This is a genomic window from Priestia koreensis (genome assembly GCF_001274935.1).
Taxonomy (GTDB): Bacteria; Bacillota; Bacilli; order Bacillales; family Bacillaceae_H; genus Bacillus_AG; species Bacillus_AG koreensis.
Genome location: NZ_LILC01000004.1, coordinates 13,986 through 30,422, shown reverse-complemented (window position 1 = coordinate 30,422; position 16,437 = coordinate 13,986). Strand labels below are relative to the sequence as shown.

Annotated in this window: 21 protein-coding genes and 1 pseudogene; 11 read left to right on the top strand and 11 right to left on the bottom strand. The window is 36.3% G+C overall.

Annotated elements, in window-relative coordinates:
- Position 1: 1 nt before the first annotated feature.
- The gene (locus tag AMD01_RS04155) at positions 2-739 is read right to left on the bottom strand and encodes an SDR family NAD(P)-dependent oxidoreductase (RefSeq protein ID WP_053400153.1); all 738 of its coding nucleotides are present in this window, start codon (positions 737-739) and stop codon (positions 2-4) included.
- 194 nt (positions 740-933) lie between these two features.
- Between AMD01_RS04155 and AMD01_RS04150 the strand changes: the two genes are divergently transcribed.
- From AMD01_RS04150 to AMD01_RS04145, 3 genes are all read left to right on the top strand, one after another.
- Positions 934-1,563 carry a TetR/AcrR family transcriptional regulator gene (locus tag AMD01_RS04150; protein ID WP_053400152.1) on the top strand — a complete coding sequence of 210 codons (630 nt, stop codon included), beginning with the start codon at positions 934-936 and terminating at the stop codon, positions 1,561-1,563.
- A gap of 4 nt (positions 1,564-1,567) precedes the next feature.
- The gene (locus tag AMD01_RS23900) at positions 1,568-1,849 is read left to right on the top strand and encodes a hypothetical protein (protein ID WP_157052613.1); all 282 of its coding nucleotides are present in this window, start codon (positions 1,568-1,570) and stop codon (positions 1,847-1,849) included.
- A 165-nt stretch (positions 1,850-2,014) separates the two neighbouring features.
- The gene (locus tag AMD01_RS04145) at positions 2,015-2,233 is read left to right on the top strand and encodes a hypothetical protein (RefSeq protein WP_157052612.1); all 219 of its coding nucleotides are present in this window, start codon (positions 2,015-2,017) and stop codon (positions 2,231-2,233) included.
- 113 nt (positions 2,234-2,346) lie between these two features.
- Here the strand turns inward: AMD01_RS04145 and AMD01_RS04140 are convergent, their stop codons facing one another.
- The gene (locus AMD01_RS04140; RefSeq protein WP_053400150.1) at positions 2,347-2,925 is read right to left on the bottom strand and encodes an SMI1/KNR4 family protein; all 579 of its coding nucleotides are present in this window, start codon (positions 2,923-2,925) and stop codon (positions 2,347-2,349) included.
- 407 nt (positions 2,926-3,332) lie between these two features.
- On the opposite strand from AMD01_RS04140, the gene AMD01_RS04135 reads away from it, so the two are divergent.
- From AMD01_RS04135 to AMD01_RS04125, 3 genes are read left to right on the top strand one after another with little or no spacing between them, the layout of a single operon-like run.
- Positions 3,333-3,767 carry a MarR family winged helix-turn-helix transcriptional regulator gene (locus AMD01_RS04135; protein WP_053400149.1) on the top strand — a complete coding sequence of 145 codons (435 nt, stop codon included), beginning with the start codon at positions 3,333-3,335 and terminating at the stop codon, positions 3,765-3,767.
- An 18-nt stretch (positions 3,768-3,785) separates the two neighbouring features.
- Entirely contained in the window at positions 3,786-4,421 is a 636-nt protein-coding gene (locus tag AMD01_RS04130) for a nitroreductase family protein (protein WP_053400148.1), read from the top strand.
- Positions 4,422-4,448: 27 nt separating this feature from the next.
- The gene (locus tag AMD01_RS04125; protein ID WP_053400147.1) at positions 4,449-4,748 is read left to right on the top strand and encodes a putative quinol monooxygenase; all 300 of its coding nucleotides are present in this window, start codon (positions 4,449-4,451) and stop codon (positions 4,746-4,748) included.
- A 127-nt stretch (positions 4,749-4,875) separates the two neighbouring features.
- Here AMD01_RS04125 and AMD01_RS04120 read toward each other — a convergent pair whose 3' ends face one another.
- Entirely contained in the window at positions 4,876-5,304 is a 429-nt protein-coding gene (locus tag AMD01_RS04120) for a hypothetical protein (RefSeq protein WP_157052611.1), read from the bottom strand.
- Between the two features lie 290 nt (positions 5,305-5,594).
- On the opposite strand from AMD01_RS04120, the gene AMD01_RS04115 reads away from it, so the two are divergent.
- The 3 genes from AMD01_RS04115 to AMD01_RS04105 all read left to right on the top strand — a co-directional run bounded on the left by AMD01_RS04115 (position 5,595) and on the right by AMD01_RS04105 (position 7,980).
- The gene (locus tag AMD01_RS04115) at positions 5,595-6,164 is read left to right on the top strand and encodes an MEDS domain-containing protein (RefSeq protein ID WP_053400145.1); all 570 of its coding nucleotides are present in this window, start codon (positions 5,595-5,597) and stop codon (positions 6,162-6,164) included.
- A gap of 228 nt (positions 6,165-6,392) precedes the next feature.
- Positions 6,393-7,226 carry an STAS domain-containing protein gene (locus AMD01_RS04110; RefSeq protein WP_053400144.1) on the top strand — a complete coding sequence of 278 codons (834 nt, stop codon included), beginning with the start codon at positions 6,393-6,395 and terminating at the stop codon, positions 7,224-7,226.
- Positions 7,227-7,623: 397 nt separating this feature from the next.
- Positions 7,624-7,980 carry a hypothetical protein gene (locus AMD01_RS04105; protein ID WP_053400143.1) on the top strand — a complete coding sequence of 119 codons (357 nt, stop codon included), beginning with the start codon at positions 7,624-7,626 and terminating at the stop codon, positions 7,978-7,980.
- Between the two features lie 260 nt (positions 7,981-8,240).
- On the opposite strand, the gene AMD01_RS04100 is transcribed toward AMD01_RS04105, so the two are convergent.
- Together AMD01_RS04100 and AMD01_RS04095 are read right to left on the bottom strand one after the other, a co-directional pair.
- The gene (locus tag AMD01_RS04100) at positions 8,241-8,501 is read right to left on the bottom strand and encodes a hypothetical protein (RefSeq protein WP_053400142.1); all 261 of its coding nucleotides are present in this window, start codon (positions 8,499-8,501) and stop codon (positions 8,241-8,243) included.
- Positions 8,502-8,598: 97 nt separating this feature from the next.
- The gene (locus tag AMD01_RS04095; RefSeq protein ID WP_157052610.1) at positions 8,599-8,784 is read right to left on the bottom strand and encodes a hypothetical protein; all 186 of its coding nucleotides are present in this window, start codon (positions 8,782-8,784) and stop codon (positions 8,599-8,601) included.
- A 534-nt stretch (positions 8,785-9,318) separates the two neighbouring features.
- Here AMD01_RS04095 and AMD01_RS04090 point away from each other — a divergent pair.
- Together AMD01_RS04090 and AMD01_RS04085 are read left to right on the top strand one after the other, a co-directional pair.
- Positions 9,319-9,810, top strand: a complete 492-nt coding sequence (locus AMD01_RS04090) for a hypothetical protein (protein WP_053400140.1) — start codon at positions 9,319-9,321, stop codon at positions 9,808-9,810.
- A gap of 75 nt (positions 9,811-9,885) precedes the next feature.
- A complete protein-coding gene (locus tag AMD01_RS04085) occupies positions 9,886-10,143 on the top strand; it encodes a hypothetical protein (protein ID WP_157052609.1) in 258 nt (85 codons plus the stop codon).
- 644 nt (positions 10,144-10,787) lie between these two features.
- On the opposite strand, the pseudogene AMD01_RS24640 reads toward AMD01_RS04085, so the two are convergent.
- The 6 genes and pseudogenes from AMD01_RS24640 to AMD01_RS04055 all read right to left on the bottom strand — a co-directional run.
- Positions 10,788-11,048: pseudogene (locus AMD01_RS24640) on the bottom strand (CPCC family cysteine-rich protein); the annotation flags it as partial.
- Between the two features lie 123 nt (positions 11,049-11,171).
- On the bottom strand, positions 11,172-11,696 hold the full coding sequence (gene msrA, locus AMD01_RS04075; RefSeq protein ID WP_425415111.1) for a peptide-methionine (S)-S-oxide reductase MsrA: 525 nt from the start codon (positions 11,694-11,696) through the stop codon (positions 11,172-11,174).
- Positions 11,697-11,920: 224 nt separating this feature from the next.
- Positions 11,921-13,072, bottom strand: a complete 1,152-nt coding sequence (locus tag AMD01_RS04070; RefSeq protein ID WP_053400137.1) for an MGDG synthase family glycosyltransferase — start codon at positions 13,070-13,072, stop codon at positions 11,921-11,923.
- A gap of 262 nt (positions 13,073-13,334) precedes the next feature.
- Entirely contained in the window at positions 13,335-14,708 is a 1,374-nt protein-coding gene (locus tag AMD01_RS04065; RefSeq protein ID WP_053400136.1) for a sensor histidine kinase, read from the bottom strand.
- A 4-nt stretch (positions 14,709-14,712) separates the two neighbouring features.
- Complete coding sequence (locus AMD01_RS04060) at positions 14,713-15,411, bottom strand: response regulator transcription factor (protein WP_053400135.1); 699 nt, start codon at positions 15,409-15,411, stop codon at positions 14,713-14,715.
- A 69-nt stretch (positions 15,412-15,480) separates the two neighbouring features.
- Positions 15,481-16,221 carry a DedA family protein gene (locus AMD01_RS04055; protein ID WP_157052607.1) on the bottom strand — a complete coding sequence of 247 codons (741 nt, stop codon included), beginning with the start codon at positions 16,219-16,221 and terminating at the stop codon, positions 15,481-15,483.
- Positions 16,222-16,437: the final 216 nt, after the last annotated feature.

The following is a 16,437-nucleotide window of genomic DNA, read 5'->3' as shown; positions in this document are numbered from 1 at the left end:
CTTACTGAGCTGTATATCCACCGTCTAAAGTTAAGCTACTACCAGTCATAAACGAAGAGTCATCAGATGACATGAATAAAACTGCTTTTGCCATTTCTTCTGCTTTACCTAAGCGTTTTAAAGGTGTAATAGAAGCTAATGCTTGTTTGTCCTCTTCCGGTATAATAGGGGTATCAATAAAACCAGGGCACACAGCGTTAATGCGAATATTTTGATCTGCATATTCAAGGGCAAGAGAACGAGTTAAGTTAATAACGCCACCTTTTGCAGCATTATAAGCCGCTGAGCCAGGTGAACCTACCCATCCATACATAGAAGCCGTATTAACAATCGTACCGCCGCCTGTTTGTAACATGTTACGGATGGACTCACGTGCTACTAAAAAGACTCCGTCTAAGTCAACATTTACTGTTTTGCGCCATTCTGAATATTCCAAGTCATGTGAAGGGTGAACACGGCCGATTCCCGCATTATTGAAAACGACATCTACTGTCCCAAATGTAGAAACAGCTTGTGCAAAGATATTTTCAACTTCTTCTTCACTCGTAATGTCAGCTTTTATGAAGAGAACATGCGGTGTGATCGCTTTCAATTCTTCTTCAAAAGCTTTTCCTTTTTCTTCGTTTAAGTCCACCAAAACGACTTTGGCACCCTCAGAAACAAATAAACGTGCTGTTTCTGCTCCAATACCAGAAGCTCCTCCAGTTATAACGGCTACTTTATCTTGTAATTTCCCCATTTCTAATCCTCCCAGCATGATGAATCAGCTATCATATTATGAACAAAAATGCTAGATTAGTTGTATACATGTGCGTTTTTGTTCACAATTTAATTTTACTCCTCAGCTTATATTTAACAATCATTAATAGTTCAGCAAGTGTCTACTAGATAGACACTCAAAGAGAATGTGTCTATTTTTAGGGAGGTTTTTTTATGCACAGTGAAAAAAGTGAAGAATCAAAGCGCCAACATCGAACGAAAGAACACTTAAAACAAGCGCTGATTAAACTCATAAAAGAGAAGGGGTATCATAATGTGACGGTGAAGAATATCGTTGATTCCGCTGCTTACAATCGTAGTACCTTTTACGTTCATTATCCCGACAAAATGGAGCTTGCCAAAGATTTGTTGACCGCTATGCTGCAAGGTCTAGAAAAATCATTAGGAATGCCATATGAGAGGGGACGTAAAAAGTACACAGCCAATCTCAATGAGCTCTCTCTTGACATCGTCTTCTACATTTATAAAAATCGCCATTTTTTTGAGCTCATTAATCAGGACGATACGTTGCCAGGATTGCATATACAGTTTCCGCAAACAATTGTGAAAATATATAAAGAGCAATTTGTTTTTGAAACGATTAATCATATACCCGTCAATATGGAATATTTTAAACGCTATACAGCTTATGGATTTTATGGGCTTCTTCAAAATTGGATACGAAATGGTTTTCAAGAAACACCGCAGGAATTTATCCGTGAAGTACTTGATTTAGCAAAAACACATATCTATTCAATCGAGTATATCGGAAATGAACCATCAATTAACGGAAGGAGCAATTAAATACATGGATGTACGGAAATACAATTTAGTGAATGATACAATCAGCCAAAACCCTAGGTATTTGCTTCCTAGCGAGATGCATTTTGACATTTACGTTGGGCCAGATCAAGAGCTTTGTATCGTAGGCAGAGTAGATCATAATTATATTTGCTGGGCATCGATCACTCATTGCACGGAAACCGATTTGTCTGTTTCAATTATCAACCATTTATTAAACTTGAATCCGACTATATTTTCAACAACAGGTTATGCGCTATCATCCCATTATGAGAAAGTAATGACCTGACATCGGTTTAGCATCCTTAAAAAGGAGAGAGGCGGTCAAAGTCAATACTTTTCTCAAGGTACTCATTTGTATTTTGATACAAATCACAGGTATCTCGCAAAATGGCTAGCGAATGAAATATCCTGTTTCTATACGCAAGAATCGTTAAAGTGTCAGTTTCGTTTGGTGGATAAAACTTACGTAACCATTTTAAAAGGATACGAAAAGCTTTTAAAACGAGAGAAAAGCATGGAGCACTATTATGATACAAAGCCACTTCGCTCAATATTAGAAGCGGAAAGTTATTTACGGTTAGCTAAGGATCAAGACGTTCGAAGTACATATTTGAGCTGTATGAAAGAGTGCCAAAGCCTTTATAATCTTTATATGTCAAAAGTGAGATAGGAAAAAATTTGCTGATGTAGGCTTGATTGATAGCACAAACGCTTATGTGCTATCAATCAAGCCCTTTGTTAAATAGGGGAGGGAGCGGTTAGTCTAAAAGTCCACGTGTTCTGCTACTCTTCTTCCTCTAGAAAAATAAAGCCGCGATCAATGATATTCTGCAAGTATCCATCAAAGCCTGTAGCAATCACTTCATATTCGTCTAGATCGTGGAGAAAGCGCACGATTTGCCCAGACACGCCCTTATCAGAAGGATTAAAGTCAATATAGAGGCTTGAGGTTCCACCGTTATTCATGCAGTCTGAAAAATGAATGTATGTTCCAGGGAGTAATCCTTCTTGATTTATCTTCGGATCAACAGCATCCTCGTCTTCTAAAAGATAAGAGACGTCTTGTTCTTCCTTTGAACTTTCTATCATCTGCTGTGTGGACAGTAAGTAGTATGGGTATCTACCATCTTCGACATCTGACCCAAGCACACACACCGCAATTTTACTTTCCCCGTACGTTCTCCAAAAGGTGCCATCAATCTGTTGGAGTAAAGTGAGCAGTGATTCTGGACAGTTCGGATACGTTGATCTTAATTGTTCCAAATCCTCCTTCGTCGCACCGTGCGCTTTTTGAAGTTCTTCAAGTTCGTCAGCTGGCAATGCGGCTCTTAATCCATCTAAATAGTGGGTGACCAAATTCATTTCTTCAACCTCCTGTGAGTGACGATGACATATCTTGACATCATTCATCTAACTAATAAGATAATTTTATCATATGTAGGAGTCATAACCCATGAATAATAAGGTAAGGTTCATCATCTCTTAATAAAGAAACAGCTTCGTTCATTTCCCACTATAAATCATGCGCGTATTTTGTTGGGTGAAAACCCTGTGAATTAATTATATAATTGATGGGTCATTTATTTTTACGAAAACGAAAACTAAAATGATTGACATATCAATTATATTGATTTAATATCATGATTATACCTTATAAATAAAGGTTAATAACATTAATTGACGGGTCATTTATTTTGTGTTACATTTTGACAATAGCTCTTCCTTATAGTATATTAATTGATATATCAATTATATAGAGGAGTGGTGTTTTGCCTAGCTATTGTTCAGAACAAGGAAAGATCATTTATCAGCTGAATGATATTTATAAATTGATGAGTCCAAAGTTTGAGCGCTGTACCGGAATTAGCCAGTCGCGTTTGGAACTTCTTCATAAATTATTTGATGTGGATGAAATCAGTCAAACCCAGCTACAAAAAGAGGTTTGTATAGATGGAGCAGCCGTCACAAGACATTTAAAGCAGCTTGAAGCTAAAGGAATGGTGGCGCGCAGAAAAAACCCTGCGGATAATCGTTTTACATTTGTTCGTTTAACAAAAGAGGGAAGAGAGCAGATCGAATCCTTTAAAAAAGAAAAAGAGCAATTCATCGATAGAGTTCTTGATGGACTTACTGAACAAGATTTGAAAGGATTGTCTGTCACTCTTTCTCGAATTCAAGACAACGTCAATAAAATACAGTATTGAAGAAGAGGGGAAATGAATATGAACAGCACGAGAAACAATGATTTTAAAGACATTATTACAGGTCGTCGTTCCATTCGAAATTACGATAAAAGTGTAAAAATCAGCAAAGAAGAAATGACGGAGATTTTAACAGAAGCAACGCTTGCACCATCTTCTGTTAACCTTCAACCATGGCGCTTCCTCGTTATTGATAGCGAAGAAGGAAAAGCAACACTTGCACCACTTGCGAAGTTCAATCAAACGCAAGTTGAAACATCATCTGCAGTGATCGCTGTTTTCGTTGACATGAACAGCCTTGATTATACAGAGCGTATTTACAATGAGGCCGTTGAAAAAGGATATATGCCGGCTGAAGTAAGAGATAGACAAATTCCTGGAATCAAAGGATTACTAAGTCAATTACCAGATCAAGCAATGCGCGAAATGAATTTAATTGACGGTGGTCTTGTCTCTATGCAACTAATGCTTGCTGCTCGTCACCATGGATATGACACAAACCCAATTGGTGGGTATGAAAAAGATCAAATTGCAGAAGCATATGGAATGGACAAAGAACGCTACTATCCAGTTATGTTGCTTTCAATCGGAAAAGCAGTGGACGAAGGATATCCATCTGTACGTCTACCAATCGCTGAAATTACAGAGTGGAAATAAACCAATACGAAAAAGAGGAGAATGAACATGATTATTACACACGCTGAACTACAAGTAAACCCTGCAAAGGTAGAAGACTTTTTAGTTGAAATTCGCACGCTGATCGCTGCATCAAAACAAGAAGAAGGAAACGTAGACTACACGCTTAAACGTGATGTAGAAAACCCAAATCATTTCACAATGATCGAAATTTGGAAAGACATGGACGCTGTTCAAAGCCATAACACAAGCGCACACTTCCAAGCATTCGTTGGGAAAGCAAAAGAATTCTTAGCTGGACCACTTTCTGCTCGCATGTTTAACGGAGAAGAATTAAAACTTTCTTAATGTGAAATAAATGAAAAAGACCTATGCTATATATAGCATAGGTCTTTTTCATTTCCATGATTATAATTTGAATTGAGGACTGTCTTTAAGTAAAAAGAGTAAGGTGTTTTTCCTTGCTGGTAATCATCTACTTACCTGATGATACTAATTTTCGTGTCTTAGCATCATATATTTTATAGCTAATTTCAAACTGATGGTCCTTTGTAACGGTTACTTGGCAATAATAAGGAATTGACTTGCCATAAGCATCAAGGTTAGAAATATTTCTGAAGATAAAATCTTCATCCGTATCAGTCATTGCAAAGTCAGCTTCCGAAGAACGACCTGCGGAATCAATGTCGATGACACATTTTCCACTGACAGTGTCATATTCCTTCAGGACAATATATTTTAGGCTAGGAAGAGTCATTACCAAACAAAAAACACCGATTACTAAAGCTATTAGGGTTTTACCTACATTTAATAGGGTATAACCCTTATTACGATGCATTGCAATGAATCGAATGATCGTTACGATTAGTGATAAAAAACCAACCATTAGTAGTACATAATACATTAACATTTTATTTTATCCATTTCTTTTACCTATTTTTATCTCAAAATGACCCATAGATTAACTATACGCTTGTCCACTCACTTAAAAAAGCTTTAATTCTTAAAGGACTGAAAGTATTATAATGAACTTATTTTTAGAGACTTGTTGCTATAGTCTAGCATTTAAAAAGTGATTAAATTACCAAGCCTGTTTTTGACAGGTAATCATTTAAAGCGTAGAATTGGTCTAAGCCACAAGGAACCCACGTGTAGTAGCATTTGGGTTGACCTTCAATAAAGGAGCATTCACATTTGAAAAAACAATTTTCGCAATTAATCAAAGATAACGACAGTATTCATATCTATTATAATATTAAAGAACGTGAAAGCTACTTAAATAATCTTGTCTCCTACATTGTTTCGGGAGTCGAAGAAGAGAGACATACTTTAGTAATTGAAAGTGAGAAATTAATCCCTTTGCTTTTCAAAAAATTAGAAGGAATTCTCACGAACGAACAGCTTACATACATCCATACCATTAATAATTTTGATTATTATTGTTCAAGCGGTAGTTTTCAACCACCTGTCATTTTCGATCGCCTTTCTAAACATTTAGATCCTTTTTATAAAAATAATTTGTCGTTTCAGATATGGGCTCATGTAGAATGGGGTCAACAAGAAGGGGTTGTACCTATCTTAGAAGAGTTTGAAAGTGATGCAGATAAATTGGTAAATGAAGGTGGGTTGTATTTAGTCTGCGCGTATGATGAAGAGAGAGTGACGGACGTCCTTAAGGATGCATTATTGAAATCCCACCCATACGTTATTTCAGAAAATAAGATCATACTATCTAATTTATATACACTTACGAGTGCAATCTAATAGGTGATGTGTAAGAAAAAATTAATTTGAAGGGCAAAAACTGAGATAAACATCGCTACATAATCAAGCACTTTACTTGTCGTTTTCTAGAATCCATCTTCTACATAGAAAATAAGCCTTCAACTATGGCATGTCTTCCACTTGATTACAACACTTTGGTTTAAACCCTTTTTCCCTAAATGATGAGAAAGTGACAACGAGCTACTATCAACTATTTTCGGAGGCGCTATGCATAGAAATCAGGATTTATACGCTTTTCTAATGGACAATATTCCAAACTTAACAGAGGCATGGTATGCTTCGTTAAGCAAAGAAAGAAGGAATGGTATTTATTCTTCTCATAATCCCAGCGTAGTGGAACAGCTGAAGCATCACAATTATGAGTTTCATCTTCATTTTTGTGAAATTTTTGTGCGAAGCGAACGCGACTTTAAAGTTAATTTTCAACTTTGGATTAGAAAAATGGTTCAAGATCCTACATATCATAATACACCTCTTCACCTCATCATTCAGGAGTTTATGAAAAACCGAGAACTTTATTTTTCCCTACTTGATACATATACTTCTCAACACCAAGATGTAACTGCAACTTTGGAGAAAATTTGGTTTCATATAATTACAAGAATGTTTGATGACGTCATTTGTACAATTGCTGAAGAAGCTCATGAGGCCTCTCAGGTTCGATTGAAAGCACAGCGTGAGCTTATTAATGAACTCAGCGCGCCTGTTATTAGTCTAAAAGAGTGTGACATTTCCCTATTACCGTTGATCGGAACAGTAGATGAAGAAAGAGCGCAAATTATTTTAGAAGCTACGTTAGAACAATGTACCATGATGAAAATCAAAAAACTTTATATCGACTTATCAGGAACAATTATCGTTAGCGGCTTAGTATGTCATCATCTTGATAAATTAATTGCTGCACTACGAATCATCGGAATTGAAACTGTACTTTGTGGAATGAGAGCAGAATTTGCACAAGATGCTACACAGCTTGGATTTGGGTTTGAAGGGGTTGAGATAAGGTCTAGCCTTTCCCACGCTCTAGCTATTCACTCGTAGTTGTAAAACAAAATATGTATGGAAAGCCTTTAGGAGAGATCTTAGAGGTTTTTTCTTGCGGGCAAATAAAAACTATTACATGAGTTTTTTAAATTTGATAGCTATTAGCCACGTGGATCGATCTTGCAGAAATTCATACTGCTGCTGTTTCAGTATTGGAGCATTCATGCAACATTCCTCTTTAAATTTTTCTCTTGCATATACTATCCATTAATTAGGGGATGTGAAAATAATATTTTGTAGTACGTGTAACGTTTTTGCTTCATGTTCCGTCTATGTATGAGATCAGCTTTTACAAAAGGGGGATGAAGATGAATAAAAAGAAATTACTCATGAGAGTGAAGCCGCACCCAAAAGGGAAATCACAGGAATCTTTCCGTCCTATACATTAGAAGAATTGAAAGAGAAGGCGACGTTAATTGTAGTAGGAACTCCGACGAAAATCCTTGATAGTTATGAAAAACAACATGCACCATTCACTAAATACAAGTTTCATCTTTCCAAAGTATATAAAGGTGACGGTGAAGAGGGGACAGAAATTGAGCTTCTCCAGGACGGGAATAAAGATGCCTCATATAACGTTCATCCCCTAATGGAAGTAGGAGAAAAGTATATATTATTTCTCGAAAGAAGTTCCACTGGCGCTTTAATTATGGTTGGAGGTCCAGCTGCAAAATATAAATATAATAAAGAGGAAAAAGTATTTGAGAGTATCGATGGCGGAAGAATAGATGAACATTTGGAACGAAAGTGAATTTTCTTCCCAACCATGATGATAGAGGATTCACAGCATTTTTAATTAGCACTAGGCTACCTTTTCAATTTGTAAGACAGTTGAAAAGAAGCCATTGTTTTAATCTAAAAAGGACAGCCGCCTAAAAAATAAGTGACTGTCCTTTTTAAATATATATTCTTTTGAAAAAGTGCGTTGTTTGCTTAGACTCGAGCAGTGCATGTCTATTGATTAAGAGTTTGTTCTTAGTATCAAATCGCTAGGTCAACTCTTAGAAACCCTTAGGCTAGTTCAATAAATCCTAAAAAACTTAAACCAAGTCCGACTAATATAAAGAAAACCTTCCATACATACCAAGGCGTTTTATTCATGACAAGAAGAAAAACGTTTATGATAATGGTGTCTAAAATGCCATCTCCCATTGCTGGACCAACACCTTTTCCTATGTCAGGGCTATGTCCTTTTTTATTATACCTAATTCCTAAAATCAGGGCCACTATGCCCATTAAAAGAATGAATACTTTACATAAAACTAGAACCATCTTGTTGCTCCTTTTACAGTTTTGTTTTTTTCGTCATTTTAGTATGGGGAAAGGGGGACAACCTTAGAAAAATCGTTTCGGTTCTTCACGCTACCTGTTAAATATCCTTTTTTCCAAGCTCTTTACGAATTCGATAAGAGGACGTAATCGTTGTATATCCCATAAATGTAAACAATAAGATAACAGGCATAGCAATTACTATTTTTGCTTGTGCTACGACAGATAACACCAAACCCGATAAAGCTCCTTGAATCGCACTCACTATAGCAATACGGTTCTTCACGTTTCTCTGACTCTTTTTAATTTTTATATATAAAATAAGCCATATTATCCAAGAAACAAATAAAAAGCTCAAATAAATCATAAAATATATATCCAAATTAATACCGCTCCTTCATTATACTTAAAGTAATACATATAAAATTTCTTTAGCGAGTATTTTACTGAATATCTAATAGTAAAGAGGTATTTATGATTCTAAGTGTGATTTGTTTAGTAGCTTTTTCACCCACAATTCTTTCGAAGAATCTTGTCATATCTCCATCTACAATGGCATAAGCTAGATACTTTACACTTTTTTATTATATTTTTAGAGGTTTCGTTTCCTGTAACATCATAGTAAAACGGCTCGTTCATGCATCTATTTCTAACGTTTTTAAGTAATTAATGGTAAAATAGGTTTTTTTGACTTTAGTTTCAATTTTATTGATATAGTTATAAAGTTAATTTAAGCCCTTTTATTACCTGTCAAAGCAACATTAGGAAAAAAGGAATCTATGAGTAATAATATCACATCAGATAGAACGGAGAACAGAGCATGGAACAGAAAGTTCATTTTATTAAACCTAGTCCAGTAGGGGTTGATAAATATTATAAAATGTATAAGTTAAATGGAGAGTTTGCTTTTATTAAGCTTGGTGGGCAATTCTTCGCTGAAGGTTCGATTGATAATACGTTACCGATATTTGGTGACATTGTTTTTTCACTTCTTTTCGGGAAAGAGTGGAAGAAAATACGTTTAAAGAAGGAAGAAAAACTTGATCAGCAAATGCAACTAGATAAAACCGCGGTCCTTCAAAGAAAACATAGCTTTACTATTCCTTTTAATCGTATAGAGCAAATTAAGATTAGATACCGATCGTCCTTCCATACAGCTTGGAATGATAACGGAAAAGTGGTTGTCACCTTAACTACTGGGGAAGTCTATAAGTTTTTGGTTCCTCTTACCATTCCAATAGAGTCTGTTATTCATATGTTTGAGGAAGAATCTCTCTTAATTGAATATCAAGATAAGAAGAGGGCGTATTAAAAAGAGAATTTTTCTTTTAGAAAACCATAATACACAAACAAAAAAAGCATCGGCCAACCGTTGCTTTTTTATGTTTTGTTCATTGTGCTATTTCAATATATTGAAGCGATTGGATACAAAAACGAGCACGGAATGTGGAACATTTTCCTAGCGGATGTTTCTGAAGATACGATCGCACTTCCCGAATCCGTTCTTCAAAAAGATCCTAACTTTCCTTTACTGTTTCCAGTTAAATTAAGAGCAGATGGAGAGGGGAAATTAAAACACTTTGCTATACGTGGAGTCCTACGGTTAAAAGAGAGTGGCCTTAATAATGATAAGATTGACAATTGAAGCATTCAACTCTAGTTACATAAGGCAAGAAGCGCTATTAAAGCGGCAAATGAGTGAGGAGCAACTGTATGAGTGAAAAAGGTTATATTTGTAGATGCTGTGGAGAATTCCACGATGAGTTACCTATGAGTTATGGAAGCAGCGCCCTCAATTATTTTTATTATTACTTTTCATATTTTGAGTGGTGGGGATGTCAAAGAAATGAATTATTATCATAGAGATATCCCGGAAAATGAACAACCCAAGTTGAAATTCCGCTGAGGAACATAAGAGCAGCTGTTCATCATAAAGATTACAAAAAAATATTACTTCGGTTAGAATATGTTTTTTACTCATATCTCGTCTTTCTAGGTAACATGATGGAGAAAGCTGATATTTTCAGAAACAGCACAGCGGAAAAAAAGAGGGCGAAATGAAATCCCTCTTTTGCTTACATGTTCTTGATATGTAATTTAGTCCCGGTCGTCATCAAGACTTCTGTCTCTAATATCACCCGCAAAGGACCACCCTTTACGGTCAAGAAAGCTCGTAAACTCATCCAAAAATTCATTTATAGATAAAGGGCTTGAAAAATCTTTCACTGAAATGGTTCCTTCTATTTTCACTTCGGTAACTTCGTTTTTACTGCGCTTCTTTTCATTCTCCCATACAGGTTTCCATAAGGGATCTTTCTCGTAACCGCTGTTCTTTACGTTTTTTAAATATTCGGGTTCACTAGCACCAATAGTAATGAAATTTCTTTGGGCTTGTCTTAGGCATACGCCGTTGGCTCCGCCCCAATAGTCTGGATCTTCATTCATCACGTAATCGTCTTGCCAAAAACACATTTTACAAATTTCATCACTACCATTTTCTTCTTCCGACAATGTTCTATAACCGCAGCAAGGACAAGTATATTTTTGCATCATTTGTAAACCTCCCCATTATCTATCACCTGATAACCTTCTAAATAAATCAAACTATAGCATCAGCCATCGCTTAAAAGAAATATAAGGAAGAGAATCATCATTCTCTTCCTTACGAATCCTTTACTTCCAGTTTTTACCAATGAACGTATCGCGACCTGATGTTTCACGTTCTTCTTTATACGCTTCAGGATTTTTCTTATAAAAATCTTGGTGACGTTCTTCGGCTTCATAAAACTCGCTCGCCGGCAAAATCTCCGTTACGATTGGGTCTTTGAATCGACCGCTTTCTTCTAAAACCTTTAGAGACTTCTCAGCTAGTTCTTTTTGTTCTTCTGTATGATAGAAGATAGCTGTTCTGTACTGACTGCCCCGGTCAATGAACTGTCCTCCGTCGTCAGTTGGGTCAATTTGTGGCCAGTATAGATCGAGCAACTGTTGATATGAAAAGAGCGCTGGATCGTACGTAATTTGAACGGACTCACGATGTCCAGTATCGCCCGTTTTTATTTGTTCGTAGGATGGGTTTTGAACCTCTCCACCTGTATAACCAGATACGATGCCATGAATACCAGGAAGCTCGTCAAATGGTTTTACCATACACCAGAAGCAGCCTCCTGCGAATGTTGCAAGTTGTTTAGTACTCAATTTTATTCCTCCTTAACGCAAAATCGATTTGTTTAAAATGATTCTAACGTGATTGGAGGAAAAATAAAAGTGATTGAACTGTAAGGTTCTTGAGATTCTTTTTTTACGCTCATTTTCATCGCAGTTCGTTCACCTACATGATCGTTTAATAGTAACTATTTAAGCTTTTAAAAGTAGACTGATGGTAGGACAATAACAAAACCTTTTGGATAATGATCCTTGTTTTATCCGATTTTTTCTGTTTTCGCATGCTTCATGAGTTGCACAGTCACTTTTATCGTATCCATTGCTGCAAACTTTGTTTGGTGTTTTATCATGTTTTGCTGAATAGTCGTTAAGATCTGTGGGTTAAGCAAAACTTTTTTGAGTTGGTCTATGATTTCTGTTGAATTGTTGGCTAGTAGTCCAATTCCTGATTGTTCAATAAACAAAGAATTATCTTGTTCTTGTCCTGGAAGGGGAGAGGAAACGAGTAATGGTGCTCCCATTGCAATGGCTTCTGACATCGTAACTCCTCCAGGCTTAGTCATGACAAGATTAGAAATAGCCATGAGCTCATGGATGTTATCCATATAGCCCATAATCCTAACATCGTGCTTAGAATAGGCAAATGCTCGTTGCAAAGAGTCCTTTAATTTATCATTTTTTCCACAAACGATCATTAATTGAATAGGAGTAGAGAGGGTTTCTAATTGCTGAAACGCCTCTTTTGGGAAAAATCCATCTCCTCCACCCATCACAAGAAGTGTGAATTTGTGAGGCGATAAGCCATATTTTCCGGATACGCCTTGTTTTGAGACACGTTTTGAAAACCCTCGTTTTAACGGAATTCCAGTTGCTTGAATTTTATATGCTTCAATGCCTATATCAATAAGCTTTCTTTTCAATTGTTGTGTGGCAACAATATATTGATCAGTACACGGATGAACCCAGTAAGAGTGATCTCCATAATCGGTTATAATCGTGATGGCTGGAATTCCTACAGCCCCTTCCTCTTTTAATTTCGAAATCATCCCCGCAGCGAATGGATGGGTGCTAATAATGGCTACGGGCTTTATCGACTGGATTAATTCTAATATTGAATGGCTTCCCATGATAAAAAAAGAATGTAGTTTCGTAGAAAATGCACTTTGAATGCGTGTTTTTCGGTACAAATAACCGTATAGTTGAGGTAATTTTTTAATGCTTTGTTTATACATGAATGTGCTGATTTTCGAAAATGCAGGATGAATAAGTGTCGTTAAATCAACAGTGACTGGCTCTAAGCGTGGAAGATAGTCTTTGATCGATTCGCTCATGGCTCTTGCTACTTGATTATGACCATCTCCTATAGATGCTGATAGTAATAGAACTTTTTCTCGATATGCAAATTTCATTCGTCATTCCGTCCTCTCTTGTTAAAGCTTCCACCGTTGAAATGATTCATCGTGTATATAAAATTTTGTTTTATTCGTCCAGTTTTTTAAATGCTCCCAGTATCTTAGCTATATGATCGGTTTATAAAAAGGGAGGCTTTCATGATTTATCTCTATGTTACGAGACAGAGATGAAGGACTGCTTAACGCTAAATTAAAAAACCATTAATAATAAAAAACACTGGAGCACGTTTTTCATGCTCCAGTGTTTTTTCCTAACAGTTTATGTTGCTTTTGATTCTTTTGGTAAAAGAAGGGCTACTTCCGTTCCTTGTCCTTCCTTACTACGTAGCTTAATTTCACCATGATGTTGCTTCATAATATTTTTCGCAATAGGTAACCCTAGACCCATTCCTCCAGTTTCTCGACTTCTAGCTTTATCAACCCGATAAAAGCGCTCAAAAATGGAGTCGATGTCGTCTGCTGGAATCCCAATGCCATAATCTACTACGCGAATGATAACATGACGTTCGTTTTCTTCCACAAAAATTTCTACCTGTTCTTTACTGTACTTGAGGGCATTATCAACGATAATGATAATGACTTGTTTTAACTTTAATTCATCCGCCAAAACGGCTATTTTGTTATTTTCTGTGTGGAACTTTAGTTTTCTACTATAGGCCACTTCTAGTTGTTGTATGATTCTTTGACAAAATTCAGTTAAGGGAATGAGCTTGAAATCGAGATCTTCATCCACTTCGGTTTTAGCTAAATCTAAAAAGCGCTCCGTCATCTTTTGTATTCTTGTTGCCTCTGAATGAATGGATTCAATGGCTTCTAACGTCATGTCCACATTTTGAATTCCGCGTCTTCGCAACAAATCAGCATAGCTTTTAATCACGGTCAACGGGGTTTTCAATTCATGAGAAGCATCTGAAATAAATTGTTTTTGCTGCTCAAGAGTTACATCTAATCGATCGATCATCCGATTAAACGTGACGGCCAGCTTATTCAACTCGTCTTTTGTCTCACGTTGAATCACAATCTTTTTTGGTACTCCGCTTTGTTCAATTTCCTCCATCGATCCAATAATGTTTGAGATGGGACGAATGATAATATTTGATAGCCATTTCCCACCTAAAAGGGATAGAACAGCTCCGAGTAGCGTACAGAAGGAGAGAATACCAAGCAGCACGTCTTTTCCTAATTCTAATCCTGGAACTCGCTCTGCAATTTCAAGCGTTCCTGTTACTTTTCCACTGTTACTAATAGGGTGCTGATAAATAATAATTTGTTCTTCTCCACCATGTGGACGAATAATTCGTTTCGTTGTTTTTTCTTTTCGTAAAAATTCCGGATCAATTTTTTTAAGCAAATATTGATCGTTAGAAACTTGAGTTTGAACATGACCCTGATCATCAATAATTCGAAGAAATCCATGACTGGCTAAGTAGGGCAGCAATTTATCATTTAGTGAACCTTGTTCATCATTTTTCTTCATTACTTTTATGATGTCAGAGGATTTTTGTTGCACTTCATTTTGAACCAAATTAAACGTGATGGTCATAAATGATAAAAAGACGATGGAATTAATGGCAATAAGGATTAATAGAAGCCAGGCGGTGGTGATTACATTTATTTTTGTTGTAATTTTCATTCTGTCATGACTCCCTTATAATATAGCCAACTCCTCGTACGGTTTGAATGATTTGAGAATCTGAAAAATCATCATTAAGCTTTTTTCTTAGATGTCTGATGTACACATCAATCACATTTGTTTCTCCCTCATATTCATAGCCCCAAACGTGATAAATAATATCATCACGAGTTACAATGCGATTTTTATTCATCAATAAATAGACAAGCAAATCAAATTCTTTTGGCGTTAAGAAAATAGAATTCCCACCACGTTCTACTTCACGTGTTTGCAGATTGATCATGACATCTTGTATAGAAAGCTTCTCCTGATCGTTTGTTGCCATTTTCTTTGAATAAGCTGCTAGCCTTAAAGCAGATCTTACTCTCGCGAGGACTTCCTCCATTTCAAATGGTTTTGTAATATAATCGTTCGCTCCAAGGTCTAGACCTGCTACTTTATCCATTGTCATATTTCGAGCTGTAAGCAAAATAACCGGCAATAGATGATTTTCTTTTCTGATCTTCCGCAATACTTCCATACCATTTAGTTCTGGTAGCATTAAATCCAAAAGAATTAACTGAAACGAGCCTTCAAGGGCTAGTGTTAAACCTAGTCGTCCGGTGTGAGCAGTAACCACCTCGTAGCCCTCAAACTCTAATTCAAGTTTTAAGATTTTGGCAATTTGACTTTCGTCCTCTACCACTAAAATTCGTTCTTTCACGTTGTTCACTCCTTGATCCTTCTTAATTGATGGATGTTGTCTCTTGTGTACATGTATTTGAATAAGGTCTTATGTTATTCCTGTTGCTAATAATAGGATCCCGATCATAGATAAAATGGTTAATACGAGTAAAGTGTCTGTCTCTGTTAGAATGGTCAATAAATGAATCACATATTTTATCGTCTTCTTATAAAGTGCTTTCAGTTGTTTGTTATACACGTGATAGACAGCGAAAAGAACTACTATTGCGATGATTACAAGAATGATCTCAATCATATAGCTTCCAGCAATATTTTGAATACTTTTCCACTGTGGTCCCATGATTTTTCCTAATGTAATAAAGCTTGTAGTCCATAAAAAAAGGCCGATGAAGGAAGGGATGATAAAGCGTCGATATGATCTGGTTGATATTCCGTATACATATCCAGTAAAATGTCGAACTCCTGGAATGAAGTAGACGAATAGTAAAAGGGCACTACCTGAACGATCGAACCAAGACATCGACTTTCTGAGTTTCTTAGGACTAAACCCAATATACTTCCCGTATTTTTCAAAAAACGTGTATCCTACCGTTTTTCCAATTAAAAAAGTCAGGCTAACTCCAATGCCTGCTGCTAAATAAACGAGACACAATGCAAAGATATAGTTCATTTTTTCTTGGTAAACCAAGTAACCAGCATAGCCCATGAGTAATTCCCCTGAGACTGGAACGGCTAGTACTTCTAAAAAAATCCCTAAAAACAGAATGAGATAACTGTGATGTTGTAATGCACTAAGTAAGTGTGGCATGATCGTCTCCAACTTTCCCAAACAGTACTTCTAGAACGAAGCTCTATTTTTAAACTACTTTCTTTTTTACTGTAGCATAAAGAAAAACGAAAACTGGTTTTTTAATCATTAATTAATCTTCTTTATCTAAATTACTGTGTCGATTCATGTAGGGCCGATAACTAGAAAATAATGATTTATTAACTTACAGGGGCTTCGTTACAAACATAACGAGAGTGATCTACATAGTATGACTAT

Coding starts and splice junctions, on each gene's coding strand:
- AMD01_RS04155 (WP_053400153.1), bottom strand. CDS start 739: ATGGGGAAATTACAAGATAAAGTAGCCGTTATAACTGGAGGAGCTTCT.
- AMD01_RS04150 (WP_053400152.1), top strand. CDS start 934: ATGCACAGTGAAAAAAGTGAAGAATCAAAGCGCCAACATCGAACGAAA.
- AMD01_RS23900 (WP_157052613.1), top strand. CDS start 1,568: ATGGATGTACGGAAATACAATTTAGTGAATGATACAATCAGCCAAAAC.
- AMD01_RS04140 (WP_053400150.1), bottom strand. CDS start 2,925: ATGAATTTGGTCACCCACTATTTAGATGGATTAAGAGCCGCATTGCCA.
- AMD01_RS04130 (WP_053400148.1), top strand. CDS start 3,786: ATGAACAGCACGAGAAACAATGATTTTAAAGACATTATTACAGGTCGT.
- AMD01_RS04125 (WP_053400147.1), top strand. CDS start 4,449: ATGATTATTACACACGCTGAACTACAAGTAAACCCTGCAAAGGTAGAA.
- AMD01_RS04120 (WP_157052611.1), bottom strand. CDS start 5,304: ATGTATTATGTACTACTAATGGTTGGTTTTTTATCACTAATCGTAACG.
- AMD01_RS04110 (WP_053400144.1), top strand. CDS start 6,393: ATGCATAGAAATCAGGATTTATACGCTTTTCTAATGGACAATATTCCA.
- AMD01_RS04100 (WP_053400142.1), bottom strand. CDS start 8,501: ATGGTTCTAGTTTTATGTAAAGTATTCATTCTTTTAATGGGCATAGTG.
- AMD01_RS04090 (WP_053400140.1), top strand. CDS start 9,319: ATGGAACAGAAAGTTCATTTTATTAAACCTAGTCCAGTAGGGGTTGAT.
- AMD01_RS04070 (WP_053400137.1), bottom strand. CDS start 13,072: ATGAAATTTGCATATCGAGAAAAAGTTCTATTACTATCAGCATCTATA.
- AMD01_RS04065 (WP_053400136.1), bottom strand. CDS start 14,708: ATGAAAATTACAACAAAAATAAATGTAATCACCACCGCCTGGCTTCTA.